The sequence below is a fragment of the Oceanobacillus damuensis genome, from assembly GCF_001618145.1.
Classification (GTDB): Bacteria; Bacillota; Bacilli; order Bacillales; family Amphibacillaceae; genus Oceanobacillus; species Oceanobacillus damuensis.
Map to the genome: position 1 here is coordinate 105,029 of NZ_LQNF01000005.1, position 15,836 is coordinate 120,864.

General features: G+C 36.7%; 14 protein-coding genes. 5 read left to right on the forward strand and 9 right to left on the reverse strand.

What is annotated here, in order from left to right; all coding sequences use genetic code 11:
• Positions 1–4: 4 nt before the first annotated feature.
• From A4245_RS06675 to A4245_RS06685, 3 genes are all read right to left on the reverse strand, one after another.
• Positions 5–784, reverse strand: coding sequence for a 2-keto-4-pentenoate hydratase (locus A4245_RS06675; protein WP_067726939.1), 780 nt, complete (start codon positions 782–784; stop codon positions 5–7).
• A gap of 166 nt (positions 785–950) precedes the next feature.
• Positions 951–1,973, reverse strand: coding sequence for a 4-hydroxy-2-oxovalerate aldolase (dmpG, locus tag A4245_RS06680; protein ID WP_067726940.1), 1,023 nt, complete (start codon positions 1,971–1,973; stop codon positions 951–953).
• Positions 1,970–2,884: an acetaldehyde dehydrogenase (acetylating) gene (locus tag A4245_RS06685; protein WP_067726941.1), complete on the reverse strand. Its 915-nt coding sequence runs from the start codon at positions 2,882–2,884 to the stop codon at positions 1,970–1,972. The genes dmpG and A4245_RS06685 overlap by 4 nt, the downstream gene beginning before the upstream one ends.
• A gap of 144 nt (positions 2,885–3,028) precedes the next feature.
• Between A4245_RS06685 and A4245_RS06690 the strand changes: the two genes are divergently transcribed.
• Positions 3,029–3,805 carry an IclR family transcriptional regulator gene (locus A4245_RS06690; protein ID WP_067726942.1) on the forward strand — a complete coding sequence of 259 codons (777 nt, stop codon included), beginning with the start codon at positions 3,029–3,031 and terminating at the stop codon, positions 3,803–3,805.
• Positions 3,806–3,878: 73 nt separating this feature from the next.
• Here the strand turns inward: A4245_RS06690 and A4245_RS06695 are convergent, their stop codons facing one another.
• The 5 genes from A4245_RS06695 to A4245_RS06715 all read right to left on the reverse strand — a co-directional run bounded on the left by A4245_RS06695 (position 3,879) and on the right by A4245_RS06715 (position 10,532).
• Positions 3,879–4,859 carry a catechol 2,3-dioxygenase gene (locus A4245_RS06695; RefSeq protein WP_067726943.1) on the reverse strand — a complete coding sequence of 327 codons (981 nt, stop codon included), beginning with the start codon at positions 4,857–4,859 and terminating at the stop codon, positions 3,879–3,881.
• Between the two features lie 234 nt (positions 4,860–5,093).
• Positions 5,094–5,573 (reverse strand): flavin reductase family protein, encoded by a 480-nt coding sequence (locus tag A4245_RS06700; RefSeq protein ID WP_067726944.1) that lies wholly within the window; start codon positions 5,571–5,573, stop codon positions 5,094–5,096.
• Between the two features lie 23 nt (positions 5,574–5,596).
• Positions 5,597–7,111 carry a 4-hydroxyphenylacetate 3-hydroxylase family protein gene (locus A4245_RS06705; RefSeq protein ID WP_067726945.1) on the reverse strand — a complete coding sequence of 505 codons (1,515 nt, stop codon included), beginning with the start codon at positions 7,109–7,111 and terminating at the stop codon, positions 5,597–5,599.
• A 173-nt stretch (positions 7,112–7,284) separates the two neighbouring features.
• Positions 7,285–9,171: a XylR N-terminal domain-containing protein gene (locus tag A4245_RS06710; RefSeq protein WP_067726946.1), complete on the reverse strand. Its 1,887-nt coding sequence runs from the start codon at positions 9,169–9,171 to the stop codon at positions 7,285–7,287.
• Between the two features lie 806 nt (positions 9,172–9,977).
• On the reverse strand, positions 9,978–10,532 hold the full coding sequence (locus A4245_RS06715) for a hypothetical protein (protein WP_067726947.1): 555 nt from the start codon (positions 10,530–10,532) through the stop codon (positions 9,978–9,980).
• Positions 10,533–10,817: 285 nt separating this feature from the next.
• Between A4245_RS06715 and A4245_RS06720 the strand changes: the two genes are divergently transcribed.
• Entirely contained in the window at positions 10,818–11,249 is a 432-nt protein-coding gene (locus A4245_RS06720) for a DUF6376 family protein (protein WP_067726948.1), read from the forward strand.
• Between the two features lie 274 nt (positions 11,250–11,523).
• Positions 11,524–11,901 carry a YbaN family protein gene (locus tag A4245_RS06725; RefSeq protein WP_234402367.1) on the forward strand — a complete coding sequence of 126 codons (378 nt, stop codon included), beginning with the start codon at positions 11,524–11,526 and terminating at the stop codon, positions 11,899–11,901.
• Between the two features lie 127 nt (positions 11,902–12,028).
• On the opposite strand, the gene ade is transcribed toward A4245_RS06725, so the two are convergent.
• Complete coding sequence (ade, locus tag A4245_RS06730) at positions 12,029–13,771, reverse strand: adenine deaminase (RefSeq protein WP_067726950.1); 1,743 nt, start codon at positions 13,769–13,771, stop codon at positions 12,029–12,031.
• A 315-nt stretch (positions 13,772–14,086) separates the two neighbouring features.
• Here ade and A4245_RS06735 point away from each other — a divergent pair, with 315 nt between their 5' ends.
• Both A4245_RS06735 and A4245_RS06740 read left to right on the forward strand, forming a co-directional pair.
• The gene (locus A4245_RS06735) at positions 14,087–14,506 is read left to right on the forward strand and encodes a CBS domain-containing protein (RefSeq protein ID WP_067726951.1); all 420 of its coding nucleotides are present in this window, start codon (positions 14,087–14,089) and stop codon (positions 14,504–14,506) included.
• A 364-nt stretch (positions 14,507–14,870) separates the two neighbouring features.
• Positions 14,871–15,683, forward strand: a complete 813-nt coding sequence (locus A4245_RS06740; protein WP_067726952.1) for a glycosyltransferase family 8 protein — start codon at positions 14,871–14,873, stop codon at positions 15,681–15,683.
• The last annotated feature ends 153 nt before the right edge of the window (positions 15,684–15,836 follow it).

Consider the following 15,836-nt stretch of genomic DNA (forward strand, 5'->3'; position numbering starts at 1 on the left):
CCTTCTATCGTTTAAACGTAACACTAATAGAACCAATATGATCAAATTCTGCTGTAAATGTATCTTGATCATTTATCTCCACTGCAGCGGTTAATGCACCAGATAACACAACTTCACCAGCTTTAAGCAAAACATCATATTTGCCTAAAGAGTTTGCTAACCAAGCAACAGAACGTAATGGATTGCCTAACACAGCAGCTCCTGCTCCGGAATCAATCATTTCACCATTTTTATAAGCAACCATACCAATATGGGTTAAATCGATACCATCTAATTTAGTTGGTTTTCCACCGATCACAGCCGCTGCTGATGAACCATTATCTGCTACCGTATCTTCAAATTTAATTTTCCAATCATCAATTCTACTATCAATAATCTCTATCGCAGGAGCAATATAATCCGTAGCCTCGATTACATCCATTATAGTGACATTTGGACCCTTTAAGTCTTTCTTCAGCTTGAAAGCAATCTCAAATTCTGCTTTTGGTTGAATAAAGTCTTCTAACGGGATATCCTCCCCTTCTACATACATCATGTAGTCTAGTAAATGTCCATAATCTGGTTGATTGACGCCGAACATATTCTGGATTGCCTTACTAGTCGCTCCAATTTTCTTACCAACAATGATTACGCCCTCATTTTCAACTTTGTGACGAATGATTTCCAATTGTGTATGGTATGCTTCATCAACTGTAATACCTGGATAAGTATCTGTTAGTGGTTGGATAACTTTTTTTGATTTTTCCGCTTCCAACAATTTTGTTGCCGCTTCTTGTACTGTCATTTATACCCCTCCTTAATCATTTAATAGTCTCTCGAAATTCAACGAATCGGATGGAGCAATGGATTCACCACCAATCCAAATGGTGATATCTCTTATTTTTTTATTGAGTTATTTTTGAATGTTGTACCATTTTCACTTTAGAAATTCCGAGAGTCTATTTGTTTACCTACTTTACACTCTGAAGATCTTTTTTCTTCTCCGCTAGTTCAAGGGCTATATCTAAAATCCAATCTTCTTGACCTGCAATGGCTTGACGTTTTCCTAGTTCTTCCATAATTTCAGTAGGATTCAAATCAAATTGCTCTGCTGCTTTTCTTACATGTAATAAGAAACTATTGTATACCCCTGCATATCCACTAGCTAAATTATCTCGGTCGATAACAATTGGACCTGGCATGATTGGTGCAACTACTTCTTCAGATAAATCCATCAATCCAGCTAAACTAATAGCTGTATCAATTCCCATTTTACTTAATGTAGCTACAATCACTTCAGTTGGAGCATTACCAGCACCAGCACCTAAACCTCTTACTGTTCCATCGACTTGATCTGCCCCTGCTTCAAGTGCCGCTACCGTGTTACCAATAGCTAACCCCAAGTTATTATGCGCATGGAATCCTACATCGATGGATAATGCATCTTTTAGAGCAGAAACTCTTTCCCTTACATCTTGTGGAACAAGCGCTCCCGCTGAATCTACTACATACACACAGTCTGCTCCATAAGACTCCATGAGTTTCGCTTGACGGGCAAGTACTTCAGCTGGTTGTGTATGAGACATCATTAAGAATCCAACAGCCTCAATATCTAATTCTTTTGCCAAACGGATATACTGTTCTGTTACATCAGCCTCTGTACAATGAACAGCTACTCGAATTGCTTTGATTCCAATTTCTACCGCTTCCCTTAATTCTTCACTCGTACCGATTCCAGGAACAAATAAGGAAGCAACTTTTGCTTGTTTTACTGTTTCAACAGCTGCTTTAATAAGTTCAAATTCTGGGGTTTTAGAAAACCCTTGTTGAATCGTGGAACCATTTAAACCAGCACCATGACTTACTTCTATCACTGGAACACCAGCTTCATCTAACCCACGTACAATATCTTTCACTTGTTCAATAGTATAACTATAACTAATAGCGTGCGAACCGTCTCTTAACGTTGTATCCGTAAGTCTAGGTATACTCACTTTCGTACCTCCTCTTTTTGTAAGGAATGACTGGCGTATAATTCTCCGACTTTCCTTGCAGATGCTGTCATAATATCTAAATTCCCGGCATATTTAGGGAAATAGTCTCCCGCACCCTCAACTTCATTCATAATGACAACAACTGGTAAACGTCCCCATGGAGTGTCACGATAGTCAATGATTGGTTCCGCTTTTAAACGGTAACCTGGTACATATTCTGAAACATCCTCAATCATATCATTGATAGATTTCTTGATTGCATCGAAGTCAAAATCTTTCTCGTTAATTGCTGCATAGACCGTATTTGCCATCATAATCGGTGGTTCTGCTGGGTTAAATACAGGTATTGCTCTAGCAGTTCTAGCCCCGCCAACTTTCACTAGGGAGTTTGCCGTTGTTCTTGTAAACTCATCCACATTTTGTCTTGTTCCAGGACCAATCGCACGACTCGCCACCGTTGCAATCATTTCTGCATAGTGAACAGGAACAACTCTTGAAACTGCATGAACAAGTGGTGTAGTTGCTTGGCCCGCACAAGAAACCATGTTGACATTCTTTGCTTCAATATGATCATTTAAATTAACGGGCGGCACGAGATATGGTCCTACCGCTGCAGGAGTTAAATCAACTGCCATTTTTCCAGCTGCTCTTAGTTGTTCAGCTGCTTTAATATGCGCTTTTGCACTAGTTGCATCAAAAACAATCTTGATTTCTTGATCTTCTAAAATTTCCTTAATCCCCTCATGGCTAGCCCCTATTCCCGCTTCCCTCGCTCTACGTAAACCATCCGATTCAGGGTCAATACCAGCCACTAAGGATAACTCCATCGTTCCATCATTCTTTAAGATTTTATACATTAGGTCTGTACCTATATTTCCAGATCCTAATATTGCCACTTTCATTTTTGACATGATCTTCCACCTTCCTCTCTATGGTTCTTTCATCTTCTCTTTTCATCTTATTACTTACCAAAATTTCAAACAATAAAGGTGTCCCTGTATAATGGACATTTTCTGAATACTTTTATATAATCAACCCCAAAGGAGGGTCATTTGATGAATCAGCGTACACCAAATAATTTACTTTCTTCAGTGAACAACTCTCTTCGAATACTACGCGCCTTTACAATGGATCAACCACAAAAAGGAGTTCGTGAACTAGCATCTGAACTAGGCATCAGCAAAAGCAGTGTACAAAGAATTCTAGTAACACTGACCGCACATGGATTTGTACGAAAAAATGAAGAAACGAATAAATATGAACTTGGTATATCTGTTTTAGAATTAAGTTCTATCTTTTTAGAACATATTGACCTTCACCATGAAGCACTTCCTACCGTTACAAAACTTGCACATACTCATAAGGAAACATCTCATCTTGCTATTTTGAGTAATATGGAGGTTGTTTACTTATGTAAGGTGGAAAGTCCTTATTCCGTTAAATTACACTCCCACTCTGGACTTCATAATCACTCACATTGTACAAGCTCGGGTAAGCTTTTACTTGCTCACAGCGATCCATATCTAGTAGACACCATCCTACGTAATGGTCTTGTAAAATTCACTTCTACAACGATTACTGAAAGGGATAAATTTCATAATGAATTAAATAAGATTCTTAAACAAGGTTATTCTGTAAGCAGAGGCGAATTTCGCAGGGATGTAACCTCTGTTTCTGCACCTATTCGGGACCACTCTGGAAAAGTAATTGCCGCCATTAATCTAGTTGGTCCAAGCACCCGGTTTACGAACCCTAGAATCCAATACTTTGCACGAGAATTAATTCATGCTGGTGAATTAATTTCCGAAAAACTCGGTTACTGGAAGAGATAAAAAAGCATTTTTTTAAATGAGAAGATTTCTTTAAAAAAGAACCAGTCTTTTTTAAAGAAATCTATCACTCTCATTATATTTTAGTGATTTCAGGTACAGATAGAGGAGTACCTTGGTTCCACCATGAATCAGGGAAAGCAGTTCCAATCCATGTATCCCCATACCCGGGTGTATCTTTCATTTCCCAAGTAACAGTTTTCCAAGTTGGGTCTGTGATTATATAGCCAGCGTCACCAAATAACTCAATACGGTTTCCGCCTGGCTCGAGTACATACATACAGAACGCTTGACTAATACCATGTTTATTTGGTGGTACTTCAATGAATATATCATTTTCTTTTAATAGGTCTGCAATATCATATAGGTTTTGCGGAATTCCATACCAGTAGCATAGATGATGCAATTTACCTGGAATTTGATTTGGTTCTTGCATAAATGCGATTTCATGAACCAAGTTAGAAACACTCATCCAACTTCCAAGAACATTTCCTTCATTTTGGATTTGTTCTCTTATTCTAAATCCAAGCGCATCCACTAAAAAGTCTGTGTTTTTACCAGTATTTGAAGTCATAAGATTAATATGATCTAAGCGACGTACAGGTACACCACGATCTGGTCGTTTTACGTTACGGTTTAAAAGTCTTGTTTTTTCTTCTTCTTTTGGCTGATAATATTCAACATCAAATAGTAATTCCATATTATGTCCATCAGGAGTTGTGAATTGATAAGAAGGCCCATGTCCGATATCTCCATCAATCCAGCCTTTACCCAATCCTGTTGCCTTTACTGCTTCGACTCGACGCTCTAATGCTTGTGGAGAGATAGTACGCCAAGCTAAATGACCTAAACCAGCATCATTAGATTCAGTGATTTTTAGCGTGTTTTGATACGTATCTTCATATGCTTTCAAATAAACGGACTGACCAGATCGTGCTGTAACATTCATCCCTAGAAATCTAGTGAAAAATTCTACACTTTCCTCTGGCTTTGGAGATAAAAGCTCCACATGCGCTAATTGTGCTACATCAAAAATTGGCTCTTTAAATTGACTCATTACTAATTCCTCCCTGTAATTAATTGATTTAGAAATCGCTTTCATTTTTTTGCTTAAACCAAACTTGTTGTCTAAAGCTATTAACTTTATAATAATCCGGTTTCAAATAGATTTAAACACCTACGTCCCACTATGGAGGACGAAATGTTAGTATATTTATAAAAATTAAATAACTATTTTCAAATATGACCATTCATTCAATGATATAGAACGAATGATTATACCCAAATCAATTTACAGTACTACTTTCGTTCTTTCTATAGAGCGATATTTCCCTTTATAGAAAAGCAATGGATCTGAACATTCCTGATTCTGAAGGTCAACTACTCTTCCAATAAAAAGTGTGTGATCTCCTTCTACGTGTTCCTTTACAACCTCACAAGAAATTTGGGTAGAAGCTCCCTTAATTACCGGTAAATCCGCTAGTCTCTCAAATGAAACATCTCTATCTTCTTTAATTTGCCCTGCAAATATCATTGATAATTCCTTTTGATCCTGCGAAAGAATGTTGACAGCATACTTTTTACTCTTTTTTATTTTTTCTAGCATGCTTGCATTCTCCCCAATAGAAATCACAACTAACTTCGGATCTAATGAAACGGACATGAATGCATTCGCTGTCATTCCATGAACATCTCCATCTACTTCCGTTGTAATAACATTTACACCAGTTGCAAATTTTCCCATCGCATTTCTAAATTGACGATCATCCATTATAAATCCTCCTCCTTAGAAGTTTATTGCTTTACCAAATCTCCCATGTTAGATGGATTGATCCAAGTTTCATTCGTCCATCCATTCAAGTCATAATCACTCATGGCAGATTCTGCAAGTGCTCTATAAGAATCTGCTTTACCTGCAAATTCAGCCATTTTCAATGCTTCAATACGAATGTTTTCCGTATTACCAGCATAGTTCACTTCATAAAGCTCATGGCGTCCCCCAAATTCAGAACCAATCGCATCCCAAACCATCTTCAGTAACTTAACGCGCTCTTCAGCAGAAATACCTGTTCCACGATAGTATTTATCAATGTGTGGTCTTAAATCTTCATTCAGAAAATCCTTTGAACTAGATGGTAACTGAATTAATCCACCAGCAACTACTTGCTCAAAGATATTTTTAACTCGAACCCAAGTGCTCGGTGCCAATACACGATAAGCAGTGGAAGCAGACGTGTTTGGAATAGCTACACCATTCATTCCTACATCAGGATCACTAGCCATTGCTGTAGATAGAGACCAAATCATATTGCGAAGAGCTATTACTTCTCCAATATTAACTTGAACTCCTCTAAATTGCTGTGTACCTGCACCCTCTGTAGCTTTAAGCAATAACCCTGCCATAAAATCAAGTTTTACAGCTAAACGAGTCGAACCATGTATCGAGAATCTGTTAACAAAATTCATTCCAGGTACAAAGTTATTAGATACTTCTACATTCTTATAAGCTAATACATCTTCCCACGGAATAAATACATTATCTAAAACAATTACTGCATCATTTTCATCGAAACGGCTTGAAAGTGGATAATCAAATGGCGTACCATTTGTTGCAGCATTTAATTCATAGGATGTACGACTAATCATCTTCACTCCAGGTGCATTCATTGGCATGATGAAAATAAGAGCATGACTTTGATCACCGTCGCCTAAATCTTTTGGTCCGTAGTTGGCCACAAAATTATAATTTGTTAATGGTGCAGCTGTACCTACCATTTTAGCACCGCTTACAACAATACCATCATCTCTCTCATCAACCGCACGTACAAATACATCCTTATTTTCATGAAGTGGTTTCGAGCGATCCACTTGCGGATTAATGATTGTATGGTTAATAAAAGATACTTCTTTTGATGCCTTTCTGTACCACCTTCTTGCATTATCCTCGAATCCCTTAAAGAAGTCTGCATATCCATTTAAGTGTCCCATGAACGAAGCCTTATAATCTGGAGTACGTCCCATAAATCCAAAGTTTAACTTAGACCATTCTGCAATAGCATCCCTAGTATGAAGTAAATCCTCAGCATTTTTTGGTGTTTTAAAGAACCAATGCGTTTTGTCTCCAAATTCATTTTCCGTTACTAACTTTTTACTTGCTTCCGGATCATGTAGGGTATCATACATTCTTGCGTAAGAACGAGCCGCATTACGAAATGCTGGATGTGTGGTTACATCCTCTACTTTTTCCCCGTTCAAATAAACTTCTCTACCATCTTTTAAGCTTTCCAAATATTCTTTGCCTGTTAACATTTTTCAGCCTCCAGTACTTTTTTTATTTTAATTATTGTTTCATTTCTTAATTTAATTTTATTTAAAAGCGCTTACATAAACAACAACAGGAAATGTTTGAATATTAGGTATTATCAAACATGAATTGTTAGTTCGTAAACAAAAAAAATCTCCCTCTAAGGAGACTCTATCATTCAACAATTTTCTAAATCTAATTTTCCAATTGAAATTAACGCCTGAATGGATAACAATAATTTGTAACTTACTTCCGGATTCCTTATATCTTGTTCAAGTAACTTTTCAATTTTCCCGATTCGATATCGTAGCCCACTTAATGACAATGCTAAGTCGGAAGCTGTTTGTTCCAAATTCCCACCGTTAAGCAAATAAACATACAAGGTTTTAATTATTTCTAATTTTTTATGATCATCGAAGTCATCAAATAGAGGATTCATTGTATATATTGCCATTCTTTCCACTTCTTTTTTGTTATTGGAATTAATTAAAGGTCCTAATATCCCTAATGATTGAAAATCCATAATATTATTTGCTTTTGTTGTCATTCTCATGGCAGTAAGTGCTTCCTTATAACTATCGGAAGCCTTTTCAATCTCTTCCGATTGCATACTAATTCCAGCCCGAAACTTTACAGATGCATGTGTTTTAGAAAGATTGTGTAAGTAGTTTAAACATGTAACTTGAACCCCTTTTTCCTTGATTTCACTTTTTAAGAATAAAAGAACTAAATCATTCGCTTGCTGCCCCATCAATATATTTATTCCTTGCTTTTGGAAATAAGTAGATGTTTCATTCATCACTTCATCCAAGAGAGCTAATTGTTCCTTGTAATTTTTATTGGGCATTTGAAAATGGATCACTGCGATATAATAAGGTTGAAATAGATCTAACCCAACAAAGCTACTTCGCCTTAATATCTCTTCTTTTGTATTTTCTTCATTTAGAATCTGGTCCAAAAATCGTCCCTTCATTCGATCTTCTGCTTCCACCTCTGTTTTTTTATTTAATATATATAAAGCGCAAATAGAAGAAATTCGCTCAATAATCATTTGGAGAAATCTAGTATTCTCTTTTTCCAATTTTTGATATACAAATGAACTATATCCAATCGTTTTCCCTTGTAGGAATATAGGAGTAGTGATCCTGTTATGATCATCTAATTTTAATGTTTTCGTGTGTTGGAAGTTTTTTTTCATGGATTCCTTACATTGAACATATCCTTTAAATGATTGGTTAAAAACAACCAATTTTTCTTCAGGAATTCCACCAAAAGCAATAGGTTGTAATTCGTCACTTTCAATTAGAATAGCTGTATTCGTTAAGTTGTATACGATTTCCATAATAGAATGTAAATCTTTCCCTTTTAAGATTTCCTCTGTTAATTTGTTATATATAATAGAAACATTTCGTAAGTGGTTTCGTTCTTCCAGCAATTTTTCATATGTTAATTCCAGTTCTTTTACAATGGGTTCTTCATTATAAATTTTAAGTTCATCCCTCATTTCATCCGTCCAATAATCTACCGTTCTTCCCACGAATTCACATACCTTATCTCCCTTTCCTACACAGGCTACTTCTTTAAATAACACGGTTTGATTACAGACTTCTGTTAAAAATCCACTTGCATATCCAACTAGTGTGTTACAAACCGGTTCATCAGCTAGCCCGAATTGTTTAATATGTTCCTCCGCTTCATAGGAATGTTCCCATATACCTTCTATATAAGTAGATATTTTATCCCCCTGATCCTTTACTTTAATATCGGTGACTGTTGGAATAACATGTCCATGCAACTGATGATAAACGGGCCCTTTTTTAATAATGGTCTTTATCGGTTCATCTTTGAATTTTTTTTTGATAATCCTTGCATCTTTACGTCCAAGATCAGATCCGTAACGGATTAAGAAACCTTTAACCCTTTCCTTACCAATGTTCGTATACAAATCTTTTCTTAAAATACCAAACGAAGATGTTGGCACCAAGATTGCTCTGCTTTCCTCCGTATAAATTAACCCATTATCCGCAAATCTTATATCACGTTCCAGCTGCAGATATTTTTCCAAACATTCTTCACCCCTTTTAAATAATTAATTTAGACTACACAATCGCAGTTGCAATCGCTTTCATTTAATTTTATAGTATTTATAATAAAAAGTCTTATATTAAAACAACAAAAACAGATTAAAGTTCATCTGGGTTGTGCAGTTTACTGTTTTGAAAAAGAAAAGGAGCAGCTAGGAATTATTACTCAATTATAACACGGTCAGCTTCTTCAAAATCGCATTGAACCTTCTCAATTTCATCTGGGAAACTTCCCCCCTCCGTATATTCGGGATATAGTAAATCTTTTCCAATATCTAACCATTCAAAGACCGCTTTTAGCGATAGTGTTTGTATTTCTATATCTCACACCGGTTCTTCATTATGAGTAGTGTACCTATAATCAAATCGTGGTATATTGGCATTAATCGTTCAACCATAAAAACTCACTCCTTTTATAATAATGCTGATGGCAACGATTAAATTTCATAGCTGTATAGCAAAATGAGTTTGTATAATCAGAATATTACTTATTGACTTATTATACAAGGCTGCTGTCCCTTTATGATGTACAAATTTTTATTTTTTTCCGATTAACCCTTCCGATCCCTATCACACCTGTTCGTATAAAAATCAGCAGCCCTGCTGTTTTTATATCTAACACGACCTGCCTTCCCAGTCGTACATTCATTTCCGAGAAAATGTATTACAAAAGTTAAATACACTTGGTTTGGTCAATATTCAGATTGGAGAAAGCATATTCTGTACAGAAAGGAGATAAATTTCGTTAATTTAATGACACTTTAATTCCCATATCTCTATTGATCTTTTACTTTCCCCTCCCCAACAAATCCCCCAACTTCTCTTTCATCTCCTCCGTAGTTACTATACAGCTTAACGTACTAAACTTCGTCTTTATTTTTAACTCATATTGATCATTGACTTCACTTGAAAACCCATAATAATTATGATTCATATCAATTCGTACAAATTCAAATGATTTTATATTCTTCCAAGGTGCAAAACGAGCGCCACATAGTATTCCATCCTTCGTTACTGCAAATAAATTTAGAAAGTTTGACATATGAAAAACTGGAATCATGACCAGAAAATAGAACATGAAAACAACGTCATCCAGAAATATCCAATTCAAAATAAACATCCCGATAATAAAAATCAACACCAAAATATAGGAGATGATGCCAGACTTTTGACTGGAATAGGTCGGAGGTTTCACTGTTTTCTTCGGTTCTTTTCGGATTGAAGCCAGCTCTTCAGCTGTGACAGGCAGCACAATATCCTGCCTCATCTTGATCAAAGCTTGAATAAAGCGATAAACATAATAGAGCAAAATTGCAACAAATATCCAAACGATGAAATCCACTATATCACCACACTAGATTAGTTTTGCTTACCTTTCATACGGAAAACAGGCAGGAAAAGTTTCATTGAATGAAGACTATTAGTAAAGAGCTTCGTAATCATTCGAGTGAAGTAAACAAAGGCATCTGAATTCTTTTCATCCAGTACTCAAAACAGGCAAATACATTTTACATTTCAGATATGACGTTTTTTCGTCTATTTGTTCTCCCCTTCTATTAACTCCCATTTTTTTGAATAAGGACAAATCCCAAAAAATAAGTTAAAATGAATATGGAAGGAGCTTCATATGAAAAAAATAATGACACTTTTAATAATCTCGATAGCACTTACCGGATGTTCTATTATAGAGGAAACGAATAATTCACTAAATTACGCAACAGAGGCAACGGAATACTTTAATGATTTAAGCAAGTTCGCGGAAGAAACTTCTGGACTTGTTAATCAATCAGCTGCTGACCCAGCAGTAAAAGAAGAGTTAGAAACGCAATTATTAGCTTTAGAAGAATCGATTAAAAATTTTAATGCAATCAAGGCTCCGGGGATTGCAGCTGATTTCCATCAAAATCTTAAAGAAAAAAATCAGCAGCTTCTCGAGATTACACAAAGTACGATTGAAAATGGTGAAGTAGCGGTAGACCAACTTCAGAAATCAGGTTTATACCAAACAATTGAGAATATAACTGAATTGAAAAATCAAATTGAAGAACTCGGATTTTAATGAAAACCACTTTTTTTGAAGTGGTTTTCTTCATTCCAGTGAGCTACTCTAAAGTAACACTTCAGGAAGAAAACAGTTTCCTAATTGAATTTCAAATAACTTCATCTTTCAACAGCATATTTTATCCTTAACTTTTAGAGGAATGACACTGCCTTTCTACCCTTTCTTTATGTTTTAAGATAAAATAGAAGAAAGGGGCTTCGTATTTTTATAGATTAATAAAAAATATATAGTCAGGTGATCTGCCATTACACATATAAAAAAGGTTTTATTTATGCTTTTAGGATTTATATTCCTCGGAATCGGCATTGCAGGAACTGTCTTGCCGGTTCTTCCGGGAGGGCCTTTTTATCTGTTGGCCTCCTATTGCTTTGCGAAAAGCTCTGAACGGATTGAAAATTGGTTTAAGCGCACAACATTCTATGAAAAATACGTGGTAGGATTCTGGCAGACAAAAGCTATGACACGCAAAGAGAAAATCCGCATCAATCTAATTGCAGATTTCTTCATCCTGTTTTCTGTATTTTACGTTGACATATTGTTTGTTCGAGTCATTTTGCTGGCACTTGGAATCTATAAACATTATTATTTTGTCAAAAAAATCAAGACGGTTAAAGCCGGGAAGAAGATTGTGAATGGAGATTCTGATTAGACAGGAGAATCACCGAGGAGTTTGCGGGTCACGTACTGCGGTATAAAATATAATTCGTGTAAAACGGAGGATATCAAATAGAATATATATCCCCTTGAAATTGAATCAACGATTTCAAGGGGATTTTTTAAGCTTCGATATCAATCAGTGAAAAGGAAGAAAATTGAAATAGTCCCTGATCTGTCAGCTTTAGTTCTGGTATAACTGGCAATGTTAAGAAAGAAAGTGTTAAAAACAGATTAAACGATTCCCGTGCACCTAATTGGCTTGTCGCTTCATTGATTTTCAGCGATTCTTTATAAACATTTTCATATTTGGAATCAGACATTAATCCACCAACCGGCAATGGCAAGGAAGCTAAGACATCCTCCCCTTCAACGACGACCAACCCGCCATTCGTCCTGATAATTTCCTCTACCGCCCGACGCATCTCTTGATCGGATACTCCGACTACAACAATATTATGGGAATCATGTGCAACCGAAGTAGCAATCGCTCCTTTTTGCAATTGAAACCCTTTAACAATTCCAACGCCGACATTTCCAGTCCCCTTATGCCTTTCAATCACAGCCATTTTCAGCTGATCCGTCTCGGTTGAGGCAGCAAATAATCCATCTTTCACTTGCACACGCTCTTTTACATGCTTCGTCACAATACTGTTCGGGATAATTTCGATAATGTTACACAAGTCCGAAGCTACTGGAAGTTCAAAAGAATTTAGGTTTAACTTTTTTGTGTGGAATGCCGGCAGTGAAGCAATCCGGTCTTGCATCGTGTGGGCTGGTGGATAAAGTGCTTCTATTATATCACCGTTATCCACGACACATTTCCCCTTCTTATATACTTGATGGATCGATACCGAATGCAAGTCATCGAGCAACAGGAAATCTGCCTGATAGCCTGGTGCCACAGCTCCCATATGACGAAGTCCGAAACATTCAGCAGCATTTAACGTAGCCATTTGAATGGCTATGGCAGGGTCTAATCCTTTCTCTATCGCAAGTCGAACAATATGATCAATACTTCCTTGTTCAATCAGATCATCTATTAAAATATCGTCCGTTACAAATAGGCATCTGCGTGAATTTTGGGTGGTTATAACTGGTAATAGTGCATCTAAATCTTTTGCAACGGTACCTTCGCGAACCATGAGATGCATTCCTAAGTCTAGCCGATCTTTTGCCTCTTTACTGCTTATGCTTTCATGATCCGTTCGAATTCCCGCAGCCATATAGACGTTCAAATCCTCTCTTTCCAGCCCTGCTGCGTGACCATCGATAACACCACCATTTGCTTGAACCATTGCGATTTTATCGATCATCCGCTCATCTCCATTTGCCACAGAGGAGAAATCCATCACCTCAGCAAGCCCGAGCACATTCGGGTTAGACAAAAACGGCCGCAACGCTTCCGCATCCAGTGTCGCACCATTATTTTCAAATGCCGTTGCAGGTACACTCGATGGAAGATTGATGAAAATATCCATCGGCACGCCTTTAGCGTCATCCAATAGAAATTGAATTCCTTCAGCCCCCGCTACATTGGCGATTTCATGTGGATCTGTAATTACAGTTGTAACACCATGCTGAAGGGAGATTTTTGAAAATTCCCGAGGGGTAAGCATCGTACTCTCAATGTGAACGTGTCCGTCAATAAATCCAGGTACGACAAACTTCCCTTTCGCATGAACGGTTTCTTTCCCTTCATAAGAGCCGATTCCGGCAATGAAACCATCAACGATTGCGATATCGCCTTCCATGAGCTCACTAGTAAATACATTGAGGATTTTCGCATGCTTGATTACGGTATCTGCTGGGATTTTTTTGCTTGCGACTGCTATTCTTTTATGTATTGTTTTCGAATTTGTCATCTAGTTCAACTCCTTTTACATAGAATACACTTCACAAACCAATGCTGTAAATACTATATTTTCCAGGGACACTTCAACTTGCAGGAGGGTTTTCCCCTGCTGCAACGCCATTGGATTAAATACACCGTACTACAGATAGTGTAATAACTTCTTGTTAATTTATGTATAGTGGTAAAATGTAGGTTACTTTGCTTAATCAAAACGATTTATAATGTTTTAATCCTTTCCAATCGGGAATTGAACAGTGAACCTGGTTAAACAGTTTAACCTGGTTTTACTACAGCATGTCACTATTTCAAACAAGGAGGGGTTCTTATGACAACACTTCAGGAAGTAATGACAGAAGATGTCGTAACAGCTAAGCCACATGATAATCTGTTGACATTGGCAAAGGAAATGGAAAAAAACGACGTAGGTTTTTTGCCGGTTTTGGATGAAAAATTTCTTGGTGTAGTTACTGACAGGGATATTGTAGTCAAAGGTTTAGCGAAAGATGAAGGTTACAGTAACGTGGAAGCGAAACAAATTATGACAGAAAAAGTTATTACAGGTTATCCGAATATGGATGTGGAAGAAGCATCCCGCCTTATGCAGGATCATCAGATTTCCCGTCTGATGGTAGTGGAAAAAGATAAATTAAAAGGTGTCGTCTCATTAGGGGACATGGCCGTAACCGAAAATGACCGAGCTGACCAGGCTGCGGAAGATGCATTGAGTGAAATTAAGAAACATTAATGAGATGGTAAAATAGTAGGGTTGAGTTAGAGAATGAGAAAAATCCGAACGTCGATTTAGAATTCTTTAGTTAGGATTCGAATTCGTTCGGGTTTTTCTTTTTGGTCCCCGGGGATGGTCCGCGGGGACAGGTTCCTCGGTCCATTGAGGAAATGGCAATTAAATCTAATATAGTAAATAGATTTACGGCATTGTAACAGCTTATATACACTGAGTAAGTACAAGACGTTAAACTAAATTTCTCTTTTTCACATTAATGTGGAGTCAAAATTCACAAACGTCATTATACACTTCCCATTTCTTGTTCCATGTTATAATTTAAACATCAAAAATCGTACCAGCCAGATTTGTAGAAAGGACCATTATGAATATTCTAGTCACATTAAATTCGAATTACATAAATCCGCTGAAAGTAATGCTGAAATCACTATTTATGAATCATGCAGACGAGGAGTTTTCCATATATCTCCTCCATTCAAGCCTAAAAGAGGAAGAGCTTTCTGCTTTAAAGGAGTACGTTGAAGAAAATGGCCATCAACTTAACGCAATCACCATAAAAAGTGACTATTTTGCTGATGCTCCCGTCGTAAAGCATTACTCTAAAGAAATGTATTACCGACTGTTGGCATTCAAGTTCTTACCTTCTGATTTAGATAGGATTTTATATCTTGATCCAGATATTATGATCATTAATGACATTCGGAAATTATATGATTTGGAATTAGGAAATAATCTTTTTGCTGCAGCCTATCATGATCGAGGGTCTGTGAAAGAGATAAATAAACTACGATTGAAGGCATATGAAATAGAAGCATATTACAATTCAGGGGTGCTTTTAATGAATTTAAAGCTTCAACGAGAGAAAATTGGCGCAAAGGAAATATTTGATTTCGTGGAGGTTAATAAGAAAAAGCTTATTTTACCTGATCAGGATATTTTGAATGGATTGTATTCGAAACATATCCTAAACATTGATGAACGTTTGTATAATTACGATGCCCGGTTTTACCACTACTATAAATTAACCAGCAAAAACAAAGTGGACATGAACTATGTCATTAAAAATACATCAATCATCCATTTTTGCGGTAAAAAGAAACCTTGGCATAAGAATTATTCCGGGAATTTTCATTCGTTGTATAAGCATTATGAGAAAGCAGCAATCGGATTGGATTGATTGGTGGTCCACGGGGGTCCGGGGAGGTCCGCGGGGACAGGTTCCTTGGTCCAATGAGGAAATGATCAATAAACTTAATGCAGTAAATAAATATTTAAGGCGTAAATAACTCTAACTTCTCCCAAATTTTAGATACTGTGTGAGCACAAGACG

Excerpts from the sequence above, each read along its gene's own strand:
- A4245_RS06675 (WP_067726939.1), bottom strand. The coding sequence starts at position 784 with ATGACAGTACAAGAAGCGGCAACAAAATTGTTGGAAGCGGAAAAATCA.
- A4245_RS06685 (WP_067726941.1), bottom strand. The coding sequence starts at position 2,884 with ATGTCAAAAATGAAAGTGGCAATATTAGGATCTGGAAATATAGGTACA.
- A4245_RS06690 (WP_067726942.1), top strand. The coding sequence starts at position 3,029 with ATGAATCAGCGTACACCAAATAATTTACTTTCTTCAGTGAACAACTCT.
- A4245_RS06695 (WP_067726943.1), bottom strand. The coding sequence starts at position 4,859 with ATGAGTCAATTTAAAGAGCCAATTTTTGATGTAGCACAATTAGCGCAT.
- A4245_RS06700 (WP_067726944.1), bottom strand. The coding sequence starts at position 5,573 with ATGGATGATCGTCAATTTAGAAATGCGATGGGAAAATTTGCAACTGGT.
- A4245_RS06705 (WP_067726945.1), bottom strand. The coding sequence starts at position 7,111 with ATGTTAACAGGCAAAGAATATTTGGAAAGCTTAAAAGATGGTAGAGAA.
- A4245_RS06720 (WP_067726948.1), top strand. The coding sequence starts at position 10,818 with ATGAAAAAAATAATGACACTTTTAATAATCTCGATAGCACTTACCGGA.
- A4245_RS06725 (WP_234402367.1), top strand. The coding sequence starts at position 11,524 with ATGCTTTTAGGATTTATATTCCTCGGAATCGGCATTGCAGGAACTGTC.
- ade (WP_067726950.1), bottom strand. The coding sequence starts at position 13,771 with ATGACAAATTCGAAAACAATACATAAAAGAATAGCAGTCGCAAGCAAA.
- A4245_RS06735 (WP_067726951.1), top strand. The coding sequence starts at position 14,087 with ATGACAACACTTCAGGAAGTAATGACAGAAGATGTCGTAACAGCTAAG.
- A4245_RS06740 (WP_067726952.1), top strand. The coding sequence starts at position 14,871 with ATGAATATTCTAGTCACATTAAATTCGAATTACATAAATCCGCTGAAA.